At 74.7% G+C, this 25,462-nt stretch carries 25 protein-coding genes; 12 read left to right on the top strand and 13 right to left on the bottom strand.

Annotated elements, in window-relative coordinates; all coding sequences use genetic code 11:
* Positions 1–287: 287 nt before the first annotated feature.
* The gene (locus tag DMH08_RS27075) at positions 288–881 is read right to left on the bottom strand and encodes a TetR/AcrR family transcriptional regulator (protein ID WP_125618563.1); all 594 of its coding nucleotides are present in this window, start codon (positions 879–881) and stop codon (positions 288–290) included.
* Between the two features lie 70 nt (positions 882–951).
* Here DMH08_RS27075 and DMH08_RS27070 point away from each other — a divergent pair, with 70 nt between their 5' ends.
* Positions 952–2,331, top strand: a complete 1,380-nt coding sequence (locus DMH08_RS27070; RefSeq protein ID WP_233617834.1) for an amidase — start codon at positions 952–954, stop codon at positions 2,329–2,331.
* Positions 2,332–2,339: 8 nt separating this feature from the next.
* Here DMH08_RS27070 and DMH08_RS27065 read toward each other — a convergent pair whose 3' ends face one another.
* The 3 genes from DMH08_RS27065 to DMH08_RS27055 all read right to left on the bottom strand — a co-directional run bounded on the left by DMH08_RS27065 (position 2,340) and on the right by DMH08_RS27055 (position 5,115).
* Entirely contained in the window at positions 2,340–3,101 is a 762-nt protein-coding gene (locus tag DMH08_RS27065; RefSeq protein ID WP_026405456.1) for a glucose 1-dehydrogenase, read from the bottom strand.
* 66 nt (positions 3,102–3,167) lie between these two features.
* The gene (locus DMH08_RS27060; RefSeq protein ID WP_026405457.1) at positions 3,168–3,854 is read right to left on the bottom strand and encodes an endonuclease V; all 687 of its coding nucleotides are present in this window, start codon (positions 3,852–3,854) and stop codon (positions 3,168–3,170) included.
* A gap of 16 nt (positions 3,855–3,870) precedes the next feature.
* Positions 3,871–5,115 carry a serine hydrolase domain-containing protein gene (locus DMH08_RS27055; protein WP_125618560.1) on the bottom strand — a complete coding sequence of 415 codons (1,245 nt, stop codon included), beginning with the start codon at positions 5,113–5,115 and terminating at the stop codon, positions 3,871–3,873.
* 96 nt (positions 5,116–5,211) lie between these two features.
* On the opposite strand from DMH08_RS27055, the gene DMH08_RS27050 reads away from it, so the two are divergent.
* On the top strand, positions 5,212–5,667 hold the full coding sequence (locus DMH08_RS27050) for a flavodoxin family protein (protein WP_125618558.1): 456 nt from the start codon (positions 5,212–5,214) through the stop codon (positions 5,665–5,667).
* 106 nt (positions 5,668–5,773) lie between these two features.
* Entirely contained in the window at positions 5,774–6,073 is a 300-nt protein-coding gene (locus DMH08_RS27045; RefSeq protein WP_026405460.1) for a Dabb family protein, read from the top strand.
* A gap of 148 nt (positions 6,074–6,221) precedes the next feature.
* On the opposite strand, the gene DMH08_RS27040 is transcribed toward DMH08_RS27045, so the two are convergent.
* Together DMH08_RS27040 and DMH08_RS27035 are read right to left on the bottom strand one after the other, a co-directional pair.
* Positions 6,222–6,446 carry a hypothetical protein gene (locus DMH08_RS27040; RefSeq protein WP_026405461.1) on the bottom strand — a complete coding sequence of 75 codons (225 nt, stop codon included), beginning with the start codon at positions 6,444–6,446 and terminating at the stop codon, positions 6,222–6,224.
* A 156-nt stretch (positions 6,447–6,602) separates the two neighbouring features.
* Positions 6,603–7,271 carry a TetR/AcrR family transcriptional regulator gene (locus DMH08_RS27035; protein WP_026405462.1) on the bottom strand — a complete coding sequence of 223 codons (669 nt, stop codon included), beginning with the start codon at positions 7,269–7,271 and terminating at the stop codon, positions 6,603–6,605.
* Between the two features lie 55 nt (positions 7,272–7,326).
* On the opposite strand from DMH08_RS27035, the gene DMH08_RS27030 reads away from it, so the two are divergent.
* On the top strand, positions 7,327–7,914 hold the full coding sequence (locus DMH08_RS27030) for an HAD family hydrolase (RefSeq protein ID WP_026405463.1): 588 nt from the start codon (positions 7,327–7,329) through the stop codon (positions 7,912–7,914).
* Positions 7,915–7,950: 36 nt separating this feature from the next.
* On the opposite strand, the gene DMH08_RS27025 is transcribed toward DMH08_RS27030, so the two are convergent.
* Both DMH08_RS27025 and DMH08_RS27020 read right to left on the bottom strand, forming a co-directional pair.
* On the bottom strand, positions 7,951–8,781 hold the full coding sequence (locus tag DMH08_RS27025; protein ID WP_026405464.1) for an SAM-dependent methyltransferase: 831 nt from the start codon (positions 8,779–8,781) through the stop codon (positions 7,951–7,953).
* Positions 8,782–8,853: 72 nt separating this feature from the next.
* Positions 8,854–9,924: a hypothetical protein gene (locus DMH08_RS27020; RefSeq protein WP_026405465.1), complete on the bottom strand. Its 1,071-nt coding sequence runs from the start codon at positions 9,922–9,924 to the stop codon at positions 8,854–8,856.
* A gap of 168 nt (positions 9,925–10,092) precedes the next feature.
* Between DMH08_RS27020 and DMH08_RS27015 the strand changes: the two genes are divergently transcribed.
* Positions 10,093–10,764: a peptidyl-tRNA hydrolase gene (locus tag DMH08_RS27015; RefSeq protein ID WP_125618556.1), complete on the top strand. Its 672-nt coding sequence runs from the start codon at positions 10,093–10,095 to the stop codon at positions 10,762–10,764.
* Between the two features lie 50 nt (positions 10,765–10,814).
* Here the strand turns inward: DMH08_RS27015 and DMH08_RS27010 are convergent, their stop codons facing one another.
* A complete protein-coding gene (locus DMH08_RS27010; RefSeq protein WP_125618554.1) occupies positions 10,815–13,340 on the bottom strand; it encodes a M14 family zinc carboxypeptidase in 2,526 nt (841 codons plus the stop codon).
* Positions 13,341–13,520: 180 nt separating this feature from the next.
* Here DMH08_RS27010 and DMH08_RS27005 point away from each other — a divergent pair, with 180 nt between their 5' ends.
* Positions 13,521–14,591: a zinc-binding dehydrogenase gene (locus tag DMH08_RS27005; RefSeq protein WP_026405467.1), complete on the top strand. Its 1,071-nt coding sequence runs from the start codon at positions 13,521–13,523 to the stop codon at positions 14,589–14,591.
* Between the two features lie 72 nt (positions 14,592–14,663).
* Here DMH08_RS27005 and DMH08_RS27000 read toward each other — a convergent pair whose 3' ends face one another.
* Complete coding sequence (locus DMH08_RS27000; RefSeq protein ID WP_125618553.1) at positions 14,664–15,902, bottom strand: hypothetical protein; 1,239 nt, start codon at positions 15,900–15,902, stop codon at positions 14,664–14,666.
* A 189-nt stretch (positions 15,903–16,091) separates the two neighbouring features.
* On the opposite strand from DMH08_RS27000, the gene DMH08_RS26995 reads away from it, so the two are divergent.
* Complete coding sequence (locus DMH08_RS26995) at positions 16,092–16,391, top strand: hypothetical protein (RefSeq protein ID WP_026405468.1); 300 nt, start codon at positions 16,092–16,094, stop codon at positions 16,389–16,391.
* 9 nt (positions 16,392–16,400) lie between these two features.
* Here DMH08_RS26995 and DMH08_RS26990 read toward each other — a convergent pair whose 3' ends face one another.
* Entirely contained in the window at positions 16,401–18,212 is a 1,812-nt protein-coding gene (locus DMH08_RS26990; protein ID WP_125618551.1) for a DUF6745 domain-containing protein, read from the bottom strand.
* A gap of 348 nt (positions 18,213–18,560) precedes the next feature.
* On the opposite strand from DMH08_RS26990, the gene DMH08_RS26985 reads away from it, so the two are divergent.
* The 5 genes from DMH08_RS26985 to DMH08_RS26965 all read left to right on the top strand — a co-directional run bounded on the left by DMH08_RS26985 (position 18,561) and on the right by DMH08_RS26965 (position 24,008).
* Positions 18,561–19,643, top strand: coding sequence for a sugar ABC transporter substrate-binding protein (locus tag DMH08_RS26985; RefSeq protein ID WP_026405470.1), 1,083 nt, complete (start codon positions 18,561–18,563; stop codon positions 19,641–19,643).
* 112 nt (positions 19,644–19,755) lie between these two features.
* Positions 19,756–20,541, top strand: a complete 786-nt coding sequence (locus DMH08_RS26980) for an ATP-binding cassette domain-containing protein (protein ID WP_026405471.1) — start codon at positions 19,756–19,758, stop codon at positions 20,539–20,541.
* 13 nt (positions 20,542–20,554) lie between these two features.
* Positions 20,555–21,838 (top strand): sugar ABC transporter permease, encoded by a 1,284-nt coding sequence (locus DMH08_RS26975; protein WP_026405472.1) that lies wholly within the window; start codon positions 20,555–20,557, stop codon positions 21,836–21,838.
* Positions 21,839–22,026: 188 nt separating this feature from the next.
* The gene (locus DMH08_RS26970) at positions 22,027–22,785 is read left to right on the top strand and encodes an ATP-binding cassette domain-containing protein (RefSeq protein WP_026405473.1); all 759 of its coding nucleotides are present in this window, start codon (positions 22,027–22,029) and stop codon (positions 22,783–22,785) included.
* Positions 22,782–24,008: an ROK family transcriptional regulator gene (locus DMH08_RS26965; RefSeq protein WP_125618549.1), complete on the top strand. Its 1,227-nt coding sequence runs from the start codon at positions 22,782–22,784 to the stop codon at positions 24,006–24,008. Before DMH08_RS26970 ends, DMH08_RS26965 begins: the two co-directional genes overlap by 4 nt.
* A gap of 18 nt (positions 24,009–24,026) precedes the next feature.
* Here the strand turns inward: DMH08_RS26965 and DMH08_RS26960 are convergent, their stop codons facing one another.
* Both DMH08_RS26960 and DMH08_RS26955 read right to left on the bottom strand, forming a co-directional pair.
* Complete coding sequence (locus tag DMH08_RS26960; protein WP_125618547.1) at positions 24,027–24,629, bottom strand: flavin reductase family protein; 603 nt, start codon at positions 24,627–24,629, stop codon at positions 24,027–24,029.
* 203 nt (positions 24,630–24,832) lie between these two features.
* The coding region (locus DMH08_RS26955; RefSeq protein ID WP_148108606.1) for a BBE domain-containing protein at positions 24,833–25,462 on the bottom strand (630 nt) is incomplete at its 5' end.

Here is a 25,462-nt window from a genome sequence, read left to right as displayed (position 1 = left end):
GCCCCCTGCCGTGGAGACGGTGACCGTGCCAGCGGTAACTGGTGAATTAGCTGGCCAGGTGCGCGAAAGGCAGGCGCGGAGGCTCTGTGGATCTTGGTCTTATAAGTCCGGCTCAGCGCATCCCTAAGGGAGCCTTAAGTGGCGGGGCGGGGGGTCTGCGGGGGGCTAGCTTCGTTGTGTCGCGTCCCAGACCCGGTGGAGGTGCACTGGCGGACGGAGAAGTGGCGGCCGGACCTGGGGTCCGGCCAGGTTCCTGATTGAGACAGGATCCGGCCCGTACGGTCTCGTTACCCCGCTCTGGGACCGTCCGGGCCGGTTCCGCTTTCCCGGGGGAACGCGCCGAAGAGCAGGAGCCGGAAGGCGTCCGCGGTGCCGCCGGCGGTCGGGTCGCCGGTGGCGAGGCGGCGGATCGCGAGGCCGTACAGGAGCGCGACGACGGTGGGGGCGTGCCGTTCGGCGTCCGGGATGCCGAGCGCGGTGAGGACGGCGGCGGCGAGGCGGTCGTACGCCTCGACGGAGCGGGTCGCCGTCTCGCGGACGCCGGGGTCGCGGGCGGCGTGCAGGTGCAGTTCGAGGTTGGCGAGCTGCTCGGGGCCGTCCGCGAAGTCGATGACGGCCTTCTCGACCTGGTCGGGGGCCTGGAAGGGCGCGACGCCCGCGTCGGCGAGTTCGGCGAGGCGGGCGGTGATGCGGGCGAGTTCGAGGTCGACGAAGGTCTGCAGCGCCTCGCGCAGCAGGCCGTCCTGGCTCGGGAAGTGGTAGGTCAGGGAGCCGAGGGAGACGCCGGCCGCCTTGGCGACGGCGCGGTTGGTCACGGCGCCGATGCCCCGCTCGCCGATCAGGCGGAGGGTGGCGCTGAGGATCTGGTCGCGGGCGCTCATCGAGGTTCAGTCTTCCCCATCGCGCACGCCGCGGATATCGTTCGTTCGAACGAACGAGAGGGGTGGTGGCGTGGATCTCGGGCTGGCCGGGCAGGCGGACGCGCTGGCGCACGGCGACGTGTCGAGCCGGGAGCTGGTGCGGGCGTCGCTGGACGCGATCCGGCGGCGGGACGATCTGGGCGCGTTCCGGGTCGTGCGGGAGGAGGCGGCGCTGCGCGAGGCCGCGGCGGCGGACGAGCAGCTCAGGGACGGCGAACGGCTGCCGCTGCTGGGCGTCCCGGTCGCGATCAAGGACGACACCGACGTGGCGGGGGAGACGACGCCGTTCGCGGTCGGCGGCGAGCACCCGGTGCGGACGCGGGACGCCGAGGTGGTGCGGAAGCTGCGGGCGGCCGGGGCGGTCGTGGTGGGCAAGACGACGACGTGCGAGGTCGGGCTCTGGCCGTTCAGCGAGTCGCCCGAGTACGGGGTCGCGCGGAACCCGTGGAACCCCGCGTACACGCCGGGCGGCTCGTCGGGCGGGTCGGCGGCGGCCGTGGCGGCGGGGATGGTCGCGGCGGCGGTGGGGTCCGACGGGGCCGGGTCGATCCGCATCCCGGCGGCCTGGACCGGACTGGTCGGGATCAAGCCGCAGCGGGGCCGCGTGTCGGGGTTCCCGCACACCGACCCGTTCAACGGCATCACGGTGTGGGGGCCGCTCGCGCGGAGCGTGGAGGACGCCGCGCTGCTGCTCGACGTGCTCACCGGGAGCCGTCCGGAGGACGCCTACCGGCTGGACCCGCCGCTCCGGCCGTTCGCCGAGGCGGCGCGGCGGGACCCGGGGCGGTTGCGGGTGGCGGTGTCGTTCCGGACGGCGTTCGGGGCGAGCGGCCGGCTCGACCCGGAGATCCGGGCGGGCGTCGAGCGGCTGGCGCGGCGGCTGACCGAGCTCGGGCACCGGGTCTTCCCCGCCGACCCCGACTACGGGCCGGTGGGGCTCGGGCTGGTCCCGCGCGGGACGGCCGGGGCCGCCGACTGGCTCGACGCGATGAACGCCCCGCGGCCCGAGGCCCGCACCGAGGTGGAGGCCCGGATCGGGCGCGTGGTCGGCCGGCGCCTGCTGCCGCTGGTCAGGAAGATGGACCCCTACCTGTGGCGCAGGGTCGGGCGGATCTTCCGGTACGCGGACGTGGTGCTGACGCCCACCACCGCGTCACGCCCGCTGCGGATCGGGGCCTTCGAGGGGGCCGGGTACCGGAGGACGCAGTCCGCGGCCGCGGCGGCGTGCCCGTACGCGTGGCCGTGGAACGTCCTCGGGTGGCCCGGCGTGAACGTGCCCGCCGGGCTCACCCGGGACGGCCTGCCGTTCGGCGCGCAGCTCCTCGGCCGCGACTCGGACGAGGCCACGCTGATCTCGCTCGCGGCGCAGCTCGAGGCCGTCGAGGGGTGGGCGGACCGGCGGGCCGCCTGACGGGCGGGTCAGTAGCCGGCGCCCGTCAGCATGCCGCCGTCCACCAGGACCTCGCTGCCGGTGCAGTAGGACGAGTCGTCGGACGCGAGGTACACGACGAGGCCCGAGACCTCCTTCGTCTTGCCCATGCGGCCGAGCGGCAGCGCCTTCAGGAAGGCGTCGGCGCTGTCGGCGGTGGCGGCGACGACGTCCTCCTGCAGGGAGAGCGGGGTCAGGACGCCGCCGGGGTGGATCGAGTTCACCCGGATGCCGTCGGCGCCCAGCTCGCGGGCCGCGGCCTTCGTCAGGCCGCGGATCCCGAACTTGCTGGCGCTGTAGGCGGCGAGGCCGGACGCGCCGATGAACCCCTCGGTCGACGAGACGTTGATGATCGAGCCGCCGCCCGCGTCCCGCATGGCGGCGGTCACCGACTTCACGCCGAGCCACTGGCCGACGAGGTTCACGTCGAGGACCTGCTTGAACTCGTCGACGGACATGTCCTCGATGCGCTTGTGCCGCATGATGCCCGCGTTGTTCACCAGGACGTTCAGCGATCCGTAGGTCTCGACGGCGGTCCGGACGGCGGTCGCCCAGTCGTCCGGGCTCGCGACGTCCATCCGGACGAACCGGGCGTCGTCCCCGACGTCGGCCGCGAGCTTCGCGCCCTCCTCCTCGAGGACGTCGCCGAACACCACCTTCGCGCCCTCGGCGACGAACCGGCGCACGTGCGCCTTCCCCATGCCGCGCGCGCCGCCGGTGATCAGCGCCACCTTGCCGTCGAGCCGTCCCATCAACGCTCCCTCTCGCCGTGCCGTCGCAGCAAAACTAGCGAACGCTTGGTTGGCGAACAAGGGGCGTCAGCCGCGCAGCGCGTCCCGCGACAGCCGGTCCGCGCGCCGCGTCGTCTCCGGCAGCCGGTGCTCCGGCGCCAGCCCCAGGACGGTCCGGCACGCGGCGTCGAGGCCCGCGCGGTGCCCGACGGACACGAACACCGGCTTGACGCCGTCCTGCGTCCGCAGCACCCGCCCCACGACCTCGCCGCCGACCGTGAGCGGGCTCGTGTCGCCCCGCCGCCCGCCGGGCGCCGCGTACGCGCCGACGAACGCGGTCTTGCCGACCCCGATCGTCGGCAGGCCGGTCAGCACGCCGAGATGGCAGGCGAGCCCGAACCGGCGCGGGTGCGCGACGCCGAACCCGTCGCAGACGAGCAGGTCGGGGACCGTCCGCAGGTCGCGGAGCGCCTCGATCAGCGTGGGCAGCTCCCGGAACGCGAACAGGCCCGGGACGTACGGGAACGCGGCCGTCCCGACGGCGACCGACTCCTCCACCACCCGTAGCGTGGCGGCGTCCAGGACGACCGCCGCCGCGGCCAGGCGCGTGCCGGTCCCGCCGCCGTCGCCCGCGTACGAGACGTCCAGCCCGGCGACCGTCCGGGGGCGCTCGGGGCCGGGGGAGTCCAGGTCGAGCAGGGGGCGGAGCCGGTCCTGGATCGCCTCCGCCTCCTCCGGCGCGGACGGCCACGGGTGAAGATCGCGTACCTCCATGGAGCGGGACGGTATCTCAGCCGAGCGCGGCGTACGCGGCCTCGACGAGCCGGTAGGCGCGCAGGTCGCCGCCCAGGTCGCCCATGCGGTTCGGCAGGTAGGCGACGGCGAGTCCGGCGTCGGGGTCGCCGAGCCCGATCGAGCCGCCCGCCCCCGTGTGCCCGAACGCCGTGTCGCGTCCGGCGGCCGGGACGAAGAACGTCTGCGCCGGACGCATGAAGCCGAGGCCGAACGCGCTGTCGATCAGCATCGTGCGGTCGGGGCCGCTCACCCGGGGCCGGATCGCCTCGCGGAGCGTGTCCGGGCGCAGGATCCGGCCGGCGACGAGGTCGCGGTAGAAGCCGGCGAACGCGGGGGCCGTCGCGATCATCCCCGCCCCCGGCCAGCCCGCGCGCAGCACCACCGGGTTGTTGTAGCCGCCCTTGCCGGGATGGGGGTTGTTCATCGCGCGGTTCATGCGGCTGTCCGGGTCGGTGTACGCGCTCGCGAGGCGGTCGAGGAGCGAGGCATCGCCGGCGGGACGCGGCGCGTCGGTGCCGCCGGCGGGACGCGGCGCGTCGGTGCCGCCGGCGGGACGCGGCGCATCGGTGCCGCCGGCGGGACGCGGCGCGCGGCCCGCCGTCATCTTCGCGGCCCGCTCGATGACGTCGTCCGGGGCGCCGATCCACAGGTCGCGGTCGCGGGCGAACTCGTCCCGGACGAACGCGCCGACCGTCCGCCCGGACAGCCGGCGCACGATCTCCCCGGCCAGCCACCCGTAGGTCAGCGCGTGGTAGCCGTGCCCCTCGCCGGGCGTCCACTCGGGTTCCTGCGCGGCCAGCTCGGCGGCGCGCGCCGGGGCGTCCGCGGCCTCCTCCGCCGACACCGGACGGGCGAACGCGGGCAGCCCGGCCTGGTGCGACAGCAGGTGCGCGGCGGTCGTCGCGTCCTTGCCGGCGGCGCCGAACTCGGGCCACCAGGCGGTGACCGGGCCGTCCACCTCGTAGGCGCCGCGCTCGGCGAGCAGCAGCGCGGCGGCGGCCGTCACCGCCTTGGTGCAGGAGAACCCGAAGCAGGGCGTGTCGGCCCGCCACTCGCGGCCGGTGCGGCGGTCGGCCGTCCCGCCCCACAGGTCCACGACCTTGCGGTCGCCCGCGTACACCGCGACGGCGGCGCCCAGTTCGCGCCGCTCGGCGAAGTTCCGCTCGAACGCTTCGCGGACGCCGGCGAACGCGGGGTCGCAGTGGCCCTGCACGCCGGGCACGTCGGGGGGCACGGTCATGGGAGTCTCCTGCCTTTCCACGGGGACGTTCATCGAATCACGTTCGGGAACGTGCGCGCGATCAGGGGCGCGGCCGCGCGTCTAGAGTCGGAGGCGATGAAGAGGCTGCTGATCGTCCACCACACCCCGTCGCCGAACCTCCAGGCGATGTACGAGGCCGTGCGGTCCGGCGCGTCCACCGACGAGGTCGGGGGCGTCGAGGTTGTGGCCCGCCCGGCGCTGACCGCGTCGCCCGTGGACGTCCTGGAGGCGGACGGCTACCTGCTCGGCTCCCCGGTCAACCTCGGCTACCTGTCGGGCGCCCTCAAGCACTTCTTCGACCAGGTGTACTACCCGTGCCTGGAGGAGACGGTCCGCCGCCCCTTCGGCGCGTACCTGCACGCGGGAAGCGACGCGACGGGCGCGCTGCGGGCCCTGGAGTCGATCACCACGGGGCTGAAGTGGCGCGCCGTCCGGCCGCCCGCCGTCGTCACGGGGGAGCCCGGCCGCGCGGCGCTCGAGGAGTGCTGGGAGCTCGGCGCGATGGTCGCCGCCGAGCTCGGCACCGTCTGAGCGCCCCGCCGGACGGGCGCGCCGGGCACGCGACGCGCCGGGCACGCGACGCGCCGGGGCGCGGCGACGGCCGCGACGGAGATCGCGACCCCGCTAACGTGCCGACATGAGCGGATTTCGGCATGTGGTGATGTTCAGGTGGGCCGAGGGGACGACCACCGGCCAGCAGGAGGACGTGGCGGCGCGGCTCGCGGAGCTGCCGGCGCTCATCCCGGAGATCCGGGAGTACTCCATGGGCGCCGACGCGGGCGTGAGCCCGGGCGCCTACGACTTCGTGGTGGTCGCGGACTTCGCCGACCGCGACGCCTACGTCGTGTACCGGGACCACCCGGCGCACCGGGAGATCGCGGACGGGCGCATCGCGCCGATCACGGCCGAGCGGGCGGTCGTCCAGTACGAGCGCTAAGGGCACCGAGCAAGCGCTTGTGTCTGAAGCTGTTTCGGGTTAACGTCGATGAGACGCCGCCCGCCGGGGACGGATCGCGCCCCGTCTCCGGCGGGCGGCCTCGATTCCGGCCGCGCCCCGCGCGCACCGCCCATGGATCACCCGTGGATCACCCGCGCGCCCGCGCGTTCAGGATCGCGTCGCGCAGCCGTTGCGGTGTCTCCGCCTCCAGCAGCCGCGGCCCGTCGCGCAGCGGCACCATGGCCCACCACGACCCGGTCGCCTCGCCGTACCAGACCCGCACCCCCGGGAACTGTTCCTGCAGCCCGCGCGCCGTGGCGCTGCGCATGGCGGGCGTGGGCTCCCCGTTTCCGGCATCCTGATCGGCCGTCATGTCGCCCTCCCCCCGTAGAACTCGTCCGTAACAGCGTCCCCACGGGCCAAGTCATCACCCCTGCCCAGGAAGTGTGACTAAGCACACTAAAGGGGTTCTCGAGGGCGCACCGGCGAATCGGCGCGGCCGCCGGGGCGGCCGGGGCGTCCGGCCCGGTCAGTGGAGGTTGATGCCGTCGAACATCACCTTGAGGTAATGCTCGGCCAACCCCTCGGCGTTGAGCTGCCCGCCCGGCTTGAACCAGCGGATGGCGACCCACACCGTGTCGCGGATCATCCGGTAGGTGAGCTTCGGGTCGAGGTCGAGCCGGAACACGCCCTGCTCCTGGCCCGCCCGGAGGGTGTCCACCCACATCTTCTCGACCTCGTCCTCGGACTTGGTCAGGTAGGCGAACCGCTCCATCCCCTTGAGGTAGTTCCAGTCGTTCTGCATCACCGTGATGGCCGCGCGGTGCGGCTCCAGCGTGCCGAACGCGGTGCGGACGAGCCCGGCGATCGTCGCGCGCGGGTCGTCGTTCTCGTCGATGACGCGGCGGTACGCCGCCATGATGTCCTCGAAGAAGCCGGTGAGGATCTCGTCGACGATCGACTCCTTGGAGTCGAAGTGGTGGTAGAGGCTGCCGGACAGGATGCCCGCCTCTTCGGCGATGTTGCGTACCGTCGTCGCCTGGAAACCCTTCTCGGCGAACAGTTCGGCCGCGAGCTTGACCAGGTGCTCCCGCCGCTCCGACGCCAGGGCCGGGGACCCCTTGCCGCGGCGGCGGGTTCCGCCCCCGCCGGAACTGCGGGTTCTGGGTCGTCCGGAATCAGCGTTCGTCGTGGTCACCCCCTCATTATGCCGCCTCGGACAACCGCTTGCTCGCCTTGCGTAGGCTCGGGGTATGCCCGACGTGATCGTGTTCGACCTGTACGGAGTGATCGCCCGGACGCAGTCCGCGGAGGCGGTGCGGCGCATCGAGTCCCTGGCGGGCCGCTCCGGCCCGGCGTTCTGGGACGCGTACTGGTCCAACAGGCCCGCCTACGACGCCGGCCAGGAGAGCACCGCCTACTGGACGGACGTCGCCGCGGCCCTCGGCACCGAGTTCCCCGACGTGCCCGCCCTCATCGAGGCCGACCTCGACAGCTGGACCGACGTCGACGAGCGCATGGTCGCCCTCGTCGGCGAGCTGGCCGACGAGGGGCGCACCCTCGGCCTGCTCTCCAACATCATCACCGATCTGGTCCCGCGCATGGAGGGGAAGCACGCGTCCTGGCTGGCCCGCTTCGACGCGCTGACCTACTCCTGCCGGATCGGCGTCGCGAAGCCCGACCCCCGCGCCTACCGCATCTGCGCCGAGCGCCTCGGCGCCGACCCCGCCGACGTCCTCTTCTTCGACGACACCGAGCGCAACGTCCGCGCGGCCCGCGAGGTCGGCATGCGCGCCGAGGTCTTCACCGGCCCCGACCAGGTCCGCGCCCTCGTCTCCTGACCCCGCCGCGGTCGCCCATGCCCGGACCCGCGTCCTCTAGGGCTTGCGGGCGACGCCGCCGAACGAGTCGATCGGCTTCCCGGCGTCGAGGTCGGGGAAGTCGGGACGCCACAGCGGCGTCGACACGACGCCCGGTTCGACCGTCTCCAGGCCGTCGAGGAGCGACTCGATGAACGCGGGGGTGCGGGCGTGGTACGGGACGGTCCCGGCCTCGGCGCACAGCCGCAGCGCCTCGCCGCGCGCGGTGGCCTCCGCGGGCGTCCACGCGTCCACGCCGAGCACGTTCGTCCCGTCGTTGACCGCGACGATGCTGCCCGGCGGGAGCGCGTCCACGAGCCGCCGGACGACGCCGCGCGGGTCGTCCTCGTCGGGGACGTTGCCGACGATGCCGAGCAGCAGGAGCCCGACGGGGCGGGCGAGGTCCAGGGTCTCGGCGGCCAGCCCGACGATCGCGGCGGTGTCGCGGACGTCGGCCTCGACGTAGGCGCAGCCGCCGCCGGGGAGGCCGGTGAGCAGCGCGCGGGCGTGCGCGACGACCAGCGGGTCGTTGTCGACGTACACGACGCGGGAGCCGGGCGCGGCGCGCTGGGCGACCTCGTGGGTGTTGTCGACGGCGGGCAGCCCGGTGCCGACGTCCAGGAACTGCCGCACGCCCTGCTCGACCATGTAGTGGACGACGCGGACGAGGAACGCGCGGGAATGCCGCGCGACGTCGGCGATCTCCGGGTACACGGCCGCGATGCGGTCGCCGACCTCGCGGTCGACGGGGTAGGTGTCCTTGCCGCCCAGCCAGTGGTTCCACAGGCGGGCCTGGTGTGGCCTCGTGGTGTCGATGATCCCGGCGAGGCGCCGGTCGCCGTCCGTCATGGAGCCCTCGCGAATCCGGGGAGTCGGTGGGGAGCAGCGTAGTGCGGCGGGCCACGGCGCGGGGCGGCCGGATCAGGACGCGGGCGGGAGCTGGTCGGCGGCCTCGGCGGCCGCGGTGAGGCGCTCCCGCAGCGTGCCGATCAGCGCCTCGGACTGCTCGGTGAGCCGGTCGATCGCGGGGATCGCCAGGTCGTCGCGGACGGTGTCGGCGACCAGCTCGTCGTACTCGTGCGCCTTCGCGGCGATCTCCTCCAGTCGGCGGTGCGCCTCCAGCGCCTCGTCGGCGGCGCGGACCCGCTCGGCGTACCGCTCCAGCGCCTCGATCCGCCGGTCGACCGACTCGACCGACAGCTCCAGCTTCTCGCGCAGCGGCCGCAGCGCCGCCTCCACCTCGGGGAACGCCGCCGCGCCCGCCATCGCCGCGTGGTCGGCGCGCAGCTTCGACTGGCGCGCGAGGACCTGCGCGATCTCCCACTCCTGCCGCGGCAGCATGACCGCGTTGTCGGCGGAGTCCAGCAGGCCCTCCCGGTTGACCCGCGAGTCGCGGACGGCGTCGAGCGCGGCCTGCGCGCGGGCCAGCATCGCGCGGCCCTCGGCGTCGAAGTCGTCGAGGGTGCGGTAGCGGTCGCGGTTGCGCTCCAGCTCGCGGACGCGCCGGATGTCGGGTGCCAGCGAACGGGACCCGAACGTGATCATCACGGCGAGCATGCCGAGGCCGAGCAGCCAGAACGGGCCGAGCAGGGTGGATCCGATCAGCCCGAGCATGAGCATGGACGCCGGGACCAGCCAGCCCGGCAGCACGCCGCGCGCGGCGACGGCGTCCAGCTCGGCGCGCAGCGCGGGGTCGGCGACGGGGCGCGGCTCGGGGGCCTCGCCCGCGCCGGCGGGCGCGGTGCCGCCGACGCGCTTCCAGTCGGCGCCGGTGTGGGTCTCGAACGCGACGTCGGTGGCGGCGATCTCGATCTCGACGCCGCCCTCGGGCAGCGGCCACGACGCGACGGGCTCGCCGCCGCCGGGCCCGGGGTAGCGGACCCACCAGCCGCCTTTGGCGTCGGTGCACAGGTAGCGGCCCGGCGCGATGTCGATGCCGACGAAGAACGTGCCGTTACCCGGGATGGAATCGCTCCACTGGCCAATGGTCACGGGGACCTCCCACCAGACTCCTGCGCCTGGGCGGCCCCGCCGGGCTCAGGCGTCGGCCGCCCTCCCACTCGTTCTGAACGATCGCGGAACGGTAAAGGTTGCCGTACCCACTCCGAGCGGCGGAAAGTCGTGTGCGGGGCATTGGATCGGGTTTGGAATACTCCAGGAGTGCGACCCGACTTCGATCCCCTCGACGATCCGCCGTGGGCCATGCAGCTGGTGGTCCGCGCGGAGAAGACCGATCCGCCCGCGCACGGCGCCGTCTGCGCGGCGGCCGCGGCGGCGGTCGTCCGGCTGCTCACCGACCCGCGGGCGACGGCCCCGGACGGCGAGTGGCGCGCGGCCGTCGAGGCGTGGGAGTCGCGCCGGATCCGCAAGGTGACGCGGCGGGCGCGGGGCGTCCGCTGGCCGGAGGCGCAGGCGCTGCCGGGCGTGACCGTCGAGCACGCGGGCGCGCAGGTGCGGGCGTTCCCGCCCGGGCCGGTGGCGGACGTCCCGCCGCGGCTCGCGAAACTCCAGGTCGCGGGCCTCGACCTGGCGGAGGCGGAGGTGCCGCCCCCGCCGCCGGCCGCCCCGTACGCGGCGATCGCCCTCAACCCGGACGTCGCGATGACCACGGGGAAGGCGGCGGCGCAGTGCGGGCACGCCGCGCAGCTGCTGCTCCGGCAGGGGAAGCGGAAGCACGTGGCGGCGTGGCTCGACGCGGGGGCGCGGGTGCACCTGACGCGGGACGTGCCGTGGCGGACGTGCGTGAAGGAGGCGGCGGTCGCGGTCCGCGACGGCGGCTTCACCGAGGTCCCGCCCGGCACGATGACCGCGACCGCCTGGATCGTCCGCTGACGTCCGGGGCGGGACGAGTCCCGCCCCGGACGCTCGCGCGTCTCCGGGGGTCAGCCCGGCAGCGCCACCGCCAGCGGGTCGATCCCGGCCTCCGCGATGAGCGCGGGCAGCCGCCGCGCGAACGGGTGGTGGTCCACCGGCAGCCCGCGCGGGTTGGCGATCACGAACCGGACGGCGTCGCCGTCGCGGCGCGCGTCCCACGCCGCGCCGACCGACCGCAGCACCGACTCGGCGGCGGCGGCGTCCCCGGCGCGCACCGAGACCCGGATCGCCGCCTCGCGGTCCGGCAGCGCCGCCGCCGACCGGGACGCCTCCGCCGCGGCCGCTGCCCGCGGCCGCGCCGCCCCCTCCGGGTCGGGCCCGAGGATCGCGTTGCGCAGCAGCCCGGCCGTCCCGTCGGTGAACGCCCGGAAGTTCGGCTCGGCCGCGAACAGCACCGACCGGCCCGCGCCGACCGGCTGGTCGACGACCGCGGCCGTCCCGCCCAGCTCCTCGCCGCCGCGCTGGTAGCCGGAGACGAACCAGTCGGGGGAGCCGCTCTCGGGATAGCGGACGACGACGCCGCTGGACGCGCGCATCACCGCGTCGTACGAGGTGAAGTTCCAGACGGTGCCGCCCACGCCCTTCGCCAGCGGGCTGCCCCGGTCGACGGTCGCGCGGAACAGCGTGCCGGGGATGTCGGACGCGGGCTCGGCGAGCGTCGCGGTGGTCAGCCCGAGCCGGGCCGCGAGTTCCGTGCCGCCCTGCCAGCCGACGTACCGGCCGCCGCCGTGCGTCCACTCCCGCAGCGCCGTCCGTCCCGCCTCGCCGAGGGCGTCGTGCGCCGCGCCGGCGGGGCCGTCCGGGACCAGCAGGACGTCCACGCCGTCCAGCCGCCCGGACGCCACGTCGGACGGGCGCAGCGGCGTGAACGGGAGCCGCCAGTCGCGGTCGAGGCGGTGCCGGAGCCAGCCGGTCGACTGCCGCGCCGACGACGAGGTCTCCGACAGCTGCAGGACGCCGATCTCCGGCGCCTTGCCCGCGCGGTCCGGGCGCTCGGCGGGGACGGGCCCCACCGGACGGGCGCGGGGCCGCAGTTCCGCGCCGGACGAGCCGCCCGAGACGTTCGCCAGCAGCGGCAGGCTCCAGGCCGTCACGTCGTAGAAGTACGGGAACGGCGTGTAGGAGTCCTCGTTCAGCATGGCCTGGATCCAGTGCTTCTCCGGCTGGGCCATGGAGATCCAGTACGTGCCCGCGGGCAGCGTCGTCCGCCCCGCGGGGCGCCCGTACTCCTTGTAGTCCGGGACGGTCAGGGGCCGCGCGAGCCGCTCCACCTCGACGCCCATCCGCTGGAGGCGCCGCACGATCGTCCGGACCTCGTCGCGCTTGGCGCGGTCGCCGTCCCGCAGGAAGTAGTGCCTGACCTCGCGGTCGGGAACCGGGCGCTCGACCTCGTTGCCCGGGTTGTAGACCTGGTTCGGTTCGAGTGCGCCGGCCTCGCCCTGCCGCCGGGCCTCGACCGCCATCGCCCGCCACTCGGTGAGGAGCCGCTGCCGGTTGCGGGCGGCGGCCGACAGCGCCACCCACTGGGTGAGGTACTGCTCTTCCACCCGCTCCGGGTAGGGGCTGTCGCCGCCCTTCTCGAACGTCATCCCGGCCGAGTGGAACGCGCTCGTCGGCACCGTGTCGCCGTACCCCTGGTAGAAGAGGTCGTAGACGTTGCGGTTGAAGAAGTCGATGCCGCGCGCCTCGAACTCGGCGGCCATCGACGCCCCGTAGATCCCGTTGATCCACCCGATCGCCTGCTCGGGCGTCTCGTGGTAGATCGGGTCGGCGTTCGGCGGGAAGAAGTAGGACGTCCCGCCCATCTCGTGCGCGTCGATGTAGAGGACGGGCGGGTACCGGTTCAGCATCGCGAGCTTGCCGTCGGTCTCCGGCTGGGTACGGGCGAACCAGTCCCGGTTCATGTCGAAGCCGTAGGCGTTCTCCCGGGTGCCGAGCTCCCGGCCGTCCGGGTTCTGCGTCGGCAGGACGACCACGAGCGCGTTGTCGAGGATGCGCTCGGCGGCGCAGTCCGTGCGGTCGCCGAGGTCGTGCAGGACCCGCAGGGCGGCGTCCGTCCCGCTGGGCTCGTCGCCGTGCACGTTCCCGCTGACCCACAGGATCGGGACGCCGGTCCGCGCGAGGCGCTCGGCGAGGCGGTCGGGCGTGCGCGGGTCGCGCAGCCGGTGCGCGTCCCGCCGCGCCTTCGCCAGGCCCGCCTTCGTCACCAGCCGCGGCTCGCCCACCACGGCGTACTTCAGCGGGCGGCCCTGCGCGCTCGTGCCGAGGGTCCCGGACACGACGCGGTCGCTGCGCGCGGCGACCGCCTCCAGGTACCGGTCGGACTCGGCGGCGCGGACCGGGCGCTCGCCGAGGTCGAAGCCGAGGACGTCGGCGGGCGCGGGGACGTCGCCGCGGTACACGGGCTCGGTCCGGGTGGGATCGCAGGCGGCCGCGGGGGCCGCGGGCCGGGCGGCGGCGGGGGCCGCCGCGGCGGCGGGCACCGCCAGGGACGCGGCCAGCGCCACCGACCACGTCGTCTTTCGCACTCTCATGCTCCAGAAAGTGGCATGGGGCACATCGTGCACCAAGGGCAACATCTGCCAAGATCGGCTTTCCTCGCCCCCGGACCCACAAAACCTGCCAGTGATCAGTGGCGCCCGGCACTATCGCGCGGGCGGCGAACGTGGTTGCGTTCCGGGAACGACCGTTCGCCGGAAGACCGGAGGCCGCGGATGCGCGCTGCGTTGACCACCGCCGACAAGACCATGATCGTGACCGACGTCCCGGACCCGGTCCCGCAGGAGGGGCAGCTCCTCGTCCGCACCCTCGCCTGCGGGATCTGCGGTTCCGACCTGCACGCCCTGCAGGACCCGGACGCCTTCATGGACACCACCCGGCGCTCCGGCGGCACCCCCCACGACCCCCGCGACGGCCTCGTCTTCGGGCACGAGTTCGCGGGCGAGATCGTCGGCTACGGCCCCGGGACCGAGCGGAAGCTGCCGATCGGCGCCGCCGTCTGCGGGCCGCCCATCGGGATCGGCCCGCAGGGCTCCGGCATCATCGGCTACACCCCCGCCTACCCCGGCGGCTACGGCGAGTACATGATCCTCAACGAGGCCCTCACGCTGCCCGTCCCGGACGGGCTCGACCCGCGGACCGCGGCCGTCACCGAGCCGTTCGCGGTCGGGACCCGCGCGGTCCTGCGCAGCGGGATCGCGCCGGGCTCCGTCGCGGTCGTCCTCGGCCTCGGCCCGATCGGGCTGGGCGTCGTCGCCGCCCTCAAGGCCCGCGGCCACGGCCCGGTGATCGCCGTGGACTTCTCCCCGAAGCGCCGGGCCCTCGCCGAAGGGCTCGGCGCCGACGAGGCCGTCGACCCGTCCGCCGCGTCCCCCTACGACCGCTGGGCGGACCTCGGCGTCCCCACCGGCACCGTCGACCGCATCGCCGCCGAGCTGTTCGGCCTCGACGTGCGCCAGGCCGTCGTGTTCGAGTGCGTCGGCGTCCCGGGGGTGCTCGGCGCCGCCGTGGCGGGCGCCCCCGCCGGGGCGACGATCATGGTGGTCGGGGTGTGCATGCAGCCGGACGAGATCGAGCCCGGCGTCGCGGTCAGCAAGGAGCTGACGATCCGCGGCACGTTCGGCGCGCTGCCCGCGGAGTACGGCGCCACGCTGACCGACATCGCCGAGGGCCGTATCGACGCCGGGTCCGTCATCACCGGCACGGTCGGCCTCGACGGCATCGCGGACGCGTTCACCGAACTGACCCGGCCCGACCGGCACGCGAAGATCGTCGTGGTGCCGTGACCCGGCGCGGGCGGCCCGCCGCCTTCGGGGCCGCCGCCTTCCGGTCCGCCGCGTCCTGCCCCGGGCGCCGGGTCAGCGGCGCGGCAGCCGGTTGATCGCCGCGAGCGCGAGCTCCTGGGTCCGGGTCAGCCCCTCCGGCGGCGCCTCCGGCCCGGACACCCGCCGCGCCGCGCCGCCGACCTGCGCCTTCGCGCTCAGCCCGTACGACAGGAACAGCAGGATGACGAACCCGGCCAGATACAGCAGGTGCTCCAGCAGCCCGCCCCAGCGCGCGTTGAACACGTCCAGGACGGCGAACAGCGCGAAGCCCGCCATCCATCCGGCCAGCGGCGGCACGAACCAGGTGTCGCGGCGGCGCGCGACCGCCGCCGCGGTGAGCAGCACCAGCAGCACCTGGACCGCCTTCGCCAGGACGAGGATCGCCCCGGACGGGCCGGACGCGAAGTAGTCCCCGACCTCCTCGCGCCGGTCGCCCCACAGCAGCGCCCCGCTGATCAGGCTCATCACCCCGTAGGCGAGGAGGAACACGCCCACGGTGTAGTGCTGCCGGTGCCACGTCGGGCTCTCCCCGGGCGCGGCCGCCCCGCTCGTCCCGCCCTGCACGGGCGGCGCGGGAGCCGGCGACGGGGAGGGGGAGGGGCGCGGTGCCGGGACGGACGGCGCGGCCGCCGGGGCAGCGGGCTCGGGCGCCGGGAGCGGAGCCGGGGCCGTCGCGTCCGCCGGATCGGCGGGCTCGGCCGGTTCGGCGGGCCGCGGCACGGACGGGAGCGGCGCGGGCCGCGTCGCCTCCGCCTCAGCAACGGGCTCAGCAACGGGCTCTGCAGCGGGTTCCGCGGCGGGCTCCGGGGCCGCGTCCGCCGCTTCGTCCTCGGGCGGCGCCGCCGGGAGCGGCGCGGGCCGCGTCGCCTCGGGCCCGGACGCGGCGGGCGGCCCGTCCTCCGGGTCCTCGGCGCCGTCACCGCCGGACGGCGCGGGCAGTTCGGCCGTCCAGCCCTCCTTCGGCACCCGCGGGGACGGCCCGTCCACGAGGGTCTGCCCGGCGACCAGCTCGTCGCCGGCCTCGGCACCGGTCTCGGCGTCGGGCTCGGCGTCGGGCTCGTCATCCGGGCCGTCGGCCGCCCCGCCGCCGGTCTCGGCGCCGGTCTCCTCGCCGGCGTCGTGGACGGTGTCCTCGGCCGTGTCCCCGGCGGCCGTGTCCCCGGCCGCCTCGTCGCGGGTCTCGTCCTCGGCCGCCGCGGTCTGCCCCGGCACGCCGTCGCGCTTCGGCAGCCGCTGGTCCGGCCGTGTCCGCTCCGCCTCGGCGCCGCCCACGTCATCGCCCCCATCTCGCCGCTTGCCGTCTGCAATGCGCAAGATATCCCGGATGGCGGGCCGTCCGTCGGCGCGCCGCGCCCGTCCGTCGCGGCGCGCCCCGCTGACCTGCCCGAAGTGCTTGCACCCGGGCCGCGGACACGGAAAGGTGACTCCTCGTCGGGCCGCCGGATCCACGAAGGAACGAGGATGACGCCTGACGGCATGGAGCCCGCGACGCCGACGAAGTCGCGGATCGAATACCTGGAAGAGCTCGGCGACGCGCTGTCCGCCCGCGGCTTCCGCGTGCGGCTCACGCTGCCCCGCGGGCAGTCGCCCGCGCTGCACGTGGCGAACCCGGACGCGTCCGCCCTGACCGAGAACATCCTCGTCGAGGAGGCCGCCGACGGCTGGTGGTTCTGGTGGTCGTGGTCCGAGCGGATCACCCCGGCCGACGACGTCGCCGGCGCGGCCGCCCGCATCGCCGCCGTGCTCGCGTCGCCGCTCTGACGCGCCGGTTCAGCAGCGGAACCACGTGGTCGGGCGGTACTCGTAGACGGTGTTCTCGTCGGCCATCACCAGGGCGAGCGCGCCCGCCATGGCCTCGGCCCCGCGGCGGTGCGCCCGGTACTCGTCGGGCGACAGGGGCCGCAGGCCGAACGCCTCCGCGGCCTCGTCGTCCGCCTCCTCGGGGTCGCGGCCGTCGGGGTCCGCGCTGACCATGAACCGCAGGGCCTCCTCCAGGTCGCGGCCGAGCACCTGGTAGCCGCCCTCGGAGTCGGCGTACAGGACGGGGCGCCGGGGGCCGTCGCCGCACAGGAAGTACGTGCCGCCCGTGCCGTGCCCGGCGAACGCGTACAGCGGGGCCCCGCAGTACAGGTGCACGGCTTCGACGTGCTCGTGCGGCAGCGCGCAGTCGAGCCCGGCGAGGAGGTCCTGCAGCTCCTCGCTCTCCCAGACGCGCGTCAGCAGTTCGGGCAGCGGCGCCGGCTCGGGCGCGCCGAAACCGAGCCAGCCCGCGGCCTCCAGCGGGTCCGCCGCGTCGGCGGGCACCAGGATCGCGGCGCCGTCCCAGGCGCCGCCGGACCGCACCACCACGCGGGCGTCCCGGCCGAGCAGCACCGCCGGGACGTCGTGCAGCGTCAGCGCGCAGCCCGGATCACCGGGGTCGGGCACGGGCCCGGCCACGCGGGCCAGCGGCGCCTCGGCGGCGAAGCGCGCCCAGCCCAGCCGGTCGACCGCGCGGCGCCGCAGGTCGGGCGCGATCCGGTCGGCCGGGAGGGCGGCGGCGTACGAGGCGGCGCCGAACTCCCGCACCGCGCGGCCCCGCAGTTCCTCGTCGGACGCCCGGACGACGTCCTCCGCGCTCCACCCGGGATCGACGAGCCCGGCCGGCACGAGCCCGCCGCCCCAGCAGTGGTGGGCGAAGCCGTCCGCGTACCGGACGGCGGGGCCGTCCTCCCGGTGCAGCCGCCCCAGCTGGTCGGTGTGCACCTCGGCCGGGGGAGCGGCCACCACGGCGATGCCGCCGAGCGCCCACCACCAGCCGACGGCCGGGACCATGCGCAGCCGGGCGGACAGGTCGCCGGTCGCGGGGACGCCGCCGCGGCGCGCCGCCGCGAGGATGAGCAGCGCGTGGTGGTCCGGTGCGCGCACCGCCTCCCACACCCGCCGCCACCGCTTCCAGTCGTCCGGCCGGGGCTCCGCGGCGCAGGAGCGGAGCGCCGCGGACACCGCGTCCCAGTGCGCGGCGGGGAAGGCCGGGCGCAGGTCCCGCAGCAGCCGCTCGTGCGCCCGCGCGGCGACCGCGGCGAAGCGGCCGGGATCGCCGGGCGACAGCGCCTCCTCCTTGAAGCGGTGGGCGACGGCGGTGCTGACCGCCCAGGCGGGCTCGCCGACCCGGCCGAGGACGGCCCGCACGTCCGGATCGTCCAGGTCGTAGGACAGCTTGTGGGCCGAATCCACCGCCGGGACCCGCCACCGCGCGGCGAGAGGCTCGTCCTCCTCGAAGGAGGAGGGCTCCGGTCCGCCGAAGGTCCCGTACGCCCCCTCCAGGCGCGGCGTGGCCGCGTGGACCCAGCGGGCGCGGGCCTCGGGGTGGCGGGCGGGGTCCAGATGCTCGTGGCCGTAGAGGAGGGTCCGCGCCGCTATCGCCCCGGCCAGGGGCGAGTCGAGCCAGACGACGGCTTCGGGGCGTCCCCACCCGCGGGCCTCGTACAGTTCCGCGATGGCCCGTTCGGCGTCGCCGCGGTCCGGAGCGGCCACGGCGGCCTCCCATCGCCCGCACAGCTCGTCGACGAGGCGTCCGGCGCCGGTTCCTGCTGAGGTCATCGATGGCTCTCCGCGTTCGTCGCGACAGGTCCCTTCTCAGAGCCGCACCGCGCCGCGCCGGTTCCGGGGGCGCGCGGAACCGGGGAATGTTGATCCGGCGAACAATCCGGAGTCCGTGCCGGTCATGGCCTTGATCAGGTCGTTCGCCGGTGACGTGCGGTTCGCCTCGTGTTACTTGATTGTTACTGCCCACAACAAATTGGGCCGGGTCCGGGTCTGGCGCGGCGGCCGGACGGGACATATGTTGCGGGGCACAACATTCACGCCGGTGCAGGACGGGCCCGCACACCGGCGGGGACAACCCCCGAGGCCGCTCTGCGGCCGACCCCCCAGAAAGGACCCGGGCACATGCGCAAGGGGATCCTCCGCCTGGCGGCGGCGTCCGCCGCCGCGGCACTGTCGCTCACGTCGCTCACCGCCTGCGGGGACGACTCCGAGGGCGGCGCGACCGGCACGGCCGAGGGCAAGATCGGCGTGATCCTGCCCGACACGACGTCGTCGGACCGGTACGAGAGCTTCGACCGCCCGTACCTGGCCGAGGCGTTCAAGGCGGCGGGCGTCGAGTACGACATCCAGAACGCCGAGGGCTCGGCCCAGCGGTTCCAGACGATCGCCGAGCAGATGCTCACCAACGGCGTCACCGTCCTCATCGTGGACGGCATCGACTCCAACTCGGCCGCGGCCGTGCAGCGCCTGGCGAAGAACCGGGGCGTGCCGACGATCGACTACGACCGGCTCACGCTCGGCGGCGTCGCCGACTACTACGTGTCGTTCGACAACGTGGTCGTCGGCCAGCACCTCGGCAAGGGCCTCCAGGAGTGCCTCGGCGACGAGCAGGCGAACATCGCCTACCTGAACGGCGCGCCGACCGACAACAACGCGACGCTCTTCGCGCAGGGCTACCACGGCGTCCTCGACAAGGTCGCGAACTACAAGAAGGTCGCGGAGCAGGCCGTCCCGGACTGGAAGGCCGAGGAGGCCGCCACGCTCTTCGAGCAGATGTGGACCGAGCAGAAGGGCGAAATCGACGGCGTGCTCGCCGCCAACGACGGCATCGGCAACGCGGTCATCTCGATCCTGAAGAAGAACCGGGCCGCCGGAGAGGTCGCCGTCACCGGCCAGGACGCCACCCTGCAGGGCCTGCAGAACATCCTGGACGGCAACCAGTGCATGACCGTCTACAAGCCGATCAAGCAGGAGGCGGACGCCGCCGCGAAGCTCGCCGTGTCGCTGCTGAACGGCGAGAAGGGCGAGACGAACGGCACCGTCAAGGACCCGAAGGGCGACCGCGACGTCCCGTCGGTGCTGCTCGAGCCGATCACCGTCACCGAGAAGAACATCAAGCAGGTCGTCGACGACGGCTTCGTGAAGGCCGCGGAGCTGTGCGCGGGCGCCTACGCGCAGAAGTGCAAGGACGCCGGCGTCCAGTGACGGCTCCCCGTTGACCTCGTGGCGGGCCCCCGCTCCCCCGAGCGCCCCGGGTGCCCGGAACCCCGGGACGCTCAGGGGGCCCGCCACGGGCACGACCTCTGGAAGGAAACACGTGGCAGACAACGGTGACCCCGTACTGCGCCTGACCGGGCTCAACAAGAGCTTCGGCCCCGTCCACGTGCTGCACGACGTGGACTTCGCGGTGCGGCGCGGGGAGGTGATGGCCCTCGTCGGCGACAACGGCGCGGGAAAGTCCACCCTCATCAAGTGCATCGCCGGGATCCATCCCGTCGACTCGGGCCGGATCGAGTTCGAGGGCCGCCCGGTGACCATCGACGGCCCGCGCGCCGCCGCCGACCTCGGCATCGAGGTCGTCTACCAGGACCTCGCGCTCGCCGACAACCTCGACATCGTCCAGAACATGTTCCTCGGCCGGGAGCGGCGGAAGTTTGCCGTGCTGGACGAGGCGTCCATGGAGAAGGCGGCTCGCGAGACGCTCGCGCGGCTGTCGGTCCGGACGGTCAAGTCGGTGCGGCAGCAGGTGTCGAACCTGTCGGGCGGGCAGCGGCAGACGGTCGCCATCGCCAAGGCCGCCCTGTGGGAGTCGAAGGTCGTCATCCTGGATGAGCCGACGGCCGCGCTCGGCGTCGCGCAGACCGAGCAGGTGCTGGACCTGGTGCGGCGGCTCGCCGACACCGGCCACGCCGTCGTGCTGATTTCGCACAACATGAACGACGTGTTCGAGGTGGCCGACCGGATCACCGCCCTCTACCTCGGACGGGTCGCGGCGGACGTCGCGTGCTCCGAGGTCACCCACGGCCAGGTCGTGGAGCTCATCACCGCCGGCCGTTCCGGCGATCTCGGCCTCGCGCCGACGACCGCCGCCGAGAACATCTGAAAAGGGGCAGCAGGTGTCCACCGAAATCCCCGAAGGCAAGAAGGCCGCCGTGCGGCTGGCGGACTCGGACTTCGCCACCGACCTGCGCGAGCACGACCTGCGATCGGCGCTGCTCGACTACTGGGGCCGGCTGCGGGCCGGCGAGCTCGGCGCCCTGCCCGCCGCGCTCGGCCTGATCTCCCTGGTCGTCCTGTTCACCGCCCTCAAACCCGAGACCTTCCTGAGCAACACCAACATCGCGAACCTGTTCACCCAGGCGCTGCCCATCTCGCTGCTCGCGATGGGCCTGGTGTTCGTGCTGCTCCTCGGCGAGATCGACCTGTCGGCGGGCGTGACGAGCGGCGTCACCGCGGCGGTCCTGGCCAAGCTGCTCACCGACGCCGGGTACGCCTGGCCGGTCGCGGTGATCAGCGCCCTCGCCGCCGGGATCGTCATCGGCGCCGTGATCGGCTGGCTGGTCGCGGTGGTGCGGATCCCCTCGTTCGTCGTCACGCTCGCGTTCTTCCTCGGCCTCCAGGGCGTCATCCTGTGGCTCATCGGCGAGGGCGGCACGGTCGCCGTCCGCGACGACGTCATCGTGGCGCTCGCCAACCGCAACATGCCGATCTGGCTGGGCTGGACGCTCGCCATCGCCTGCTCGGGCGGCTACGCGGGCCTGCAGTTGCTGCGCTGGCGGCGGCAGCGGACCGCGGGCCTGCACTCCCGCCCGCTGCAGCTCGTCCTGCTCCAGTCCGGCGCCATCGCCGCGGCGCTGCTGATCGGCACCGCCGTGCTGAGCGTCGACCGCGCGCCCAGCCCGCTGGCCGTGGTCGCGGGCGTCCCGTGGGGCGTGCTGCTCGTCGGCGTCCTGCTGATCGGCTGCACGTTCGTTCTCACCCGGACGCCGTTCGGACGGCACGTGTACGCGGTCGGCGGCAACGCGGAGGCGGCCCGGCGGGCCGGCATCAACGTCACCCGCATCCGGATCTCCGTCTTCATGATCGGGTCGGGGCTGGCGGCGGTCAGCGGCATCGTCGCGGCGTCCCGGCTGATGTCGGTCAACACCGCGGCGGGCGGCGGCGACACGCTGCTGTACGCGGTGGGCGCCGCGGTGATCGGCGGGACGAGCCTGTTCGGCGGCCGCGGCAAGGCGCGGGACGCGATCCTCGGCGGCCTGGTCATCGCGATGATCCAGAACGGGCTCGGGCTGATCGGGACGTCGGCGTACCTGACGCTGCTCATCACCGGCCTCGTGCTGCTGTTCGCCGCGAGCATCGACGCGCTGGCCCGCCGTCGGCGCAGCGCCACCGGCAGATGAACCGGCCCGGCGACCACCGGGAGCCGATGGCGCGCGCCGTCGGCTCCCCGGTCGCGCCCGCGGGCCCGCCCGGGTTCCCCGCCCCGGACGGGCCCGCGGGCGTTTCCGTGCCGTGGGCCACCGCTGATACGCTCGGCGTCCACGGCCGCGCGGGACGCGGCGGCGCGGCACGGTGGGAGCCCAGCGGGATGTCCGGTACTCCTGTTCTCGACCTGCGCGGCATCGACAAGAGCTTCGGTTCGGTCCAGGTGCTGCACGACGTCTCCTTCGCGGCCCATCCGGGCGAGGTCACCGCCCTCGTCGGCGACAACGGCGCCGGCAAGACCACCCTCGTCAAGTGCATCGGCGGCGTCCACGCGATCGATCGCGGCGAGTACCGCTTCGAGGGGCGCCCGGTGCGGCTCGGCAGCCCCCGCGCGGCGTCGTCCCTCGGCATCGAGGTCGTCCACCAGGACCTCGCGCTGTGCGAGAACCTCGACGTCGTGGAGAACCTCTTCCTCGGCCGGGAGCGGCGCCGCGGCCTCGCGCTGGACGAGGAGGCCATGGAGGACATGGCGCGCCGCACCCTCTCGGGCCTGTCGGTCCGGACGGTCGACTCGGTGCGGCGGCGGGTGGCGCACCTGTCGGGCGGGCAGCGGCAGACGGTCGCGATCGCCCGCGCCGTCCTGTGGGACTGCAAGGTCGTCGTCCTGGACGAGCCCGCGGCGGCGCTCGGCGTCGTGCAGACCCAGCAGGTCCTGGAGATCGTGCGGCGGCTCGCCGACCGGGGCCTCGCGGTCGTGCTGATCTCGCACAACATGAACGACGTGTTCGCCGTCTCCGACCGCATCTGCGCGCTCTACCTCGGCCGGACCGCCGCGCAGGTGCGGACGGCCGACGTGACGCACCGGCAGGTCGTCGAACTGATCACCTCGGGCGTCAGCGGCGATCTGGGGCTGCGCCGATGAGGGCGGGACCGTCGCAGGAGGACGTCCGGCGGCACAACCTCGGGACGCTGCTGCGCTTCGTGCACCTGCGGGGCCCCGCGTCCCGCGCGACGCTCGCCGAGTCGCTGGGCCTCAACCGCAGCACGATCATGGCGCTGACGTCCGACCTGACCGCGGCCGGGCTGGTCCGCGAGGAGCTGCCGCGGGGGCCCGGGCGGCGCGCCGGGCGCCCGTCGCTCGTCGTCCGGCCGGAGTCCACCCGCGTGTACGTGCTGGCGTTCGAGGTCGCGGTGGACCGGTTCGTCGTCGCGCGGGTCGGCCTCGGCGGGGTGATCCTGGACCGGCGGGAGGGCCGCCGGGCCCGCGACTCCGACCCGGCCGAGCTGCTCGGCACGCTCGTGGCGGGCGCCCGCTCGCTCGTCCGCAAGGCCGAGCGGGACGCGGTCTGCGTCGGCGCCGCGGTGGGTTTCCCGGGAACGGTCCGCCGCGCCGACGACGCGATCATGTTCGGCCCGAACCTGGACGTCGGCGACCTCCCGCTGGGCGACGCGCTGTCCCGCCGCCTCGGCCTCGGCATCCCCGTGTCGGTCTGCAACGACGCCAACCTGGGCGCGCTCGCCGAGCACGAGCGGGGCACCGGGGTCGGCTGCGACAACCTCATCTACCTGCACGGCGACGTCGGCGTCGGCGGCGGGATCATCGTCGGCGGGCGGCTGCTCGGCGGCGACGAGGGGTTCGGCGGCGAGGTCGGGCACATGGTCGTGAACCCGGGCGGGCGGCGCTGCGCGTGCGGGTCGAAGGGCTGCCTGGAGGCGGAGGTGGGGGAGCGGACGCTGCTGTTCCACGCCGGCCGGGAGGAGCGCCCCGACCAGGCGGGGCGGGACGCGGTGCGCGCCGTCGTGGACGCCGCCGACCGGGGCGACATCGTGGCGCGGGAGGCGCTGCACCGCGTCGGGACGTGGCTCGGCCTCGGCGTCGCGAACCTGGTCAACATCTTCAACCCGGGCCTGGTGGTGTTCGGCGGGACGCTCCGCGACATCTACCTCGGGGCGGCCGCGCAGGTCCGCAGCGTGCTGGCGCAGGGCGCGCTGGCCGCGCCGCGCGACAGGGTCCGGCTGCGGACGGCCGCGCTGGGCGACGACACGACGCTCGTCGGCGCCGCCGAGTTCGCGTTCGCGGAGGTCCTGGCCGACCCGGTGCAGGTGCTGGCCCGGCTGCGGACGCCGGAGAACGAGCCCGTCTAGGGGGCGCGGGCGCCGGGGTCAGGCGAGCCCGCCGTACCCGCCCCGGTAGAAGATCAGCGGGTCGTCGTCGCCGTGCTTGTCGAGCTCGTGCACCCGGGCGACGACGATCACGTGGTCGCCCGCGGCGTGCTCCTGCTCGACGGAGCACTCGATCCAGGCGAGGACCCCGTCGAGCAGCGGGGCGCCGCCGGGCGACCCGGTCCAGCCGATGCCGGCGAACTTGTCGGCGCCGCGGGCCGCGAGCCGCCGGCTGACGTCCTCCTGCGGTTCGCCGAGGATGTTCACGCAGAGCCGTCCGGCGGCGCGCAGCCGCGGCCACGTCGTGCTGGTGTGCGCGACGCAGAACGCCACGAGGGGCGGGTCGAGGGAGACGGACGTGAAGGAGTTCGCGACCAGGCCCAGGGGGCTCCCGGTGCCCGGCTCCAGGGCGGTGATGGCGACCACGCCGGTGGCGAAGCGGCCCAGGACCGCGCGGAACCGTGCCGCGTCGATGTCGGTGACCGGCGGCGCCCCGGACGGTGCCGCGCCGCCCGGGCCCGCGGTCGTCGGGGGCGCGGTCGTCCGGGGCGCGGTCGTCGGTGGCGCGGTCGCCGGTGATGCCGCGGCGGCTCCGTCGAGCATGGACGCATTCCCTCCTCGTGGCGTCGGCGCGCCGCGCGGTGCCGCACGGTGCGCGGTGCATGGCGGGCCCGTACCGGCGCTCGTCCGGTCGCAGGCGCACGTCCAGTACAGCCGACCAACGGGGACGCTGATTCCCAAAGGGGACGAACTCCGTCAAAGGTCCTGGTCGGGCCTAGGTCGGCGGTCGGAGGGGACGCCCGCGCTCAGGGGCGCGGGGCGGGTTCGATGTTCTGGTTCGCGCGGAAGAAGTTGTCCGGATCGTAGGTCCGCTTGATCTCCGCGAGCCGGTCGTAATGGCCGCGGTACGTCGCCAGGACCCGCTCCCGGCCCTCGCCCGCTCCGATGAAGTTCACGTACGACCCGCCCATCGAGTACGGGAGCAGGGCGTCCCAGTAGTCGACGCACCACCGGCGGATGGCCTCGGCGTTGGCGGGGTCGGGGTCGACTCCGGCGAGGACGCCGGACCAGACGGCGTCGCGGTAGCTCCACGCGGTGGCGTCCGGGTCCGTCCGGTGGGCGGCGCCGTCGACCGGGTAGAGGTGCATGAGCGACAAGGGGGTGGGGACCTTCTCGCCGTACTCCAGGTGGACGTCCAGAGCGGCGTCGGGGATGCGGTCGAAGAAGTGGCCGCGCCAGTACCACTGGTAGCCGGGCGGGATCAGGTCGTCGAGCATGCTCTGGACGGCGGGGTAGGGCATGGGCGAGGCGAAGTGGAAGGCGGGCGGGCCCGGCTCCCCGATCGTGGCGAACGTCTCCTCGAAGCGGTCCGGATCGCCGGTGCGGCACCATACGACCCCGCACATCGTCCGCCCGTGGATCTCCTCGGGGAAGGG

This window comes from Actinomadura sp. WAC 06369 (assembly GCF_003947565.1).
GTDB classification, from domain to species: domain Bacteria; phylum Actinomycetota; class Actinomycetes; order Streptosporangiales; family Streptosporangiaceae; genus Spirillospora; species Spirillospora rifamycini.
This window is presented reverse-complemented; position numbering and strand designations above follow the sequence as displayed.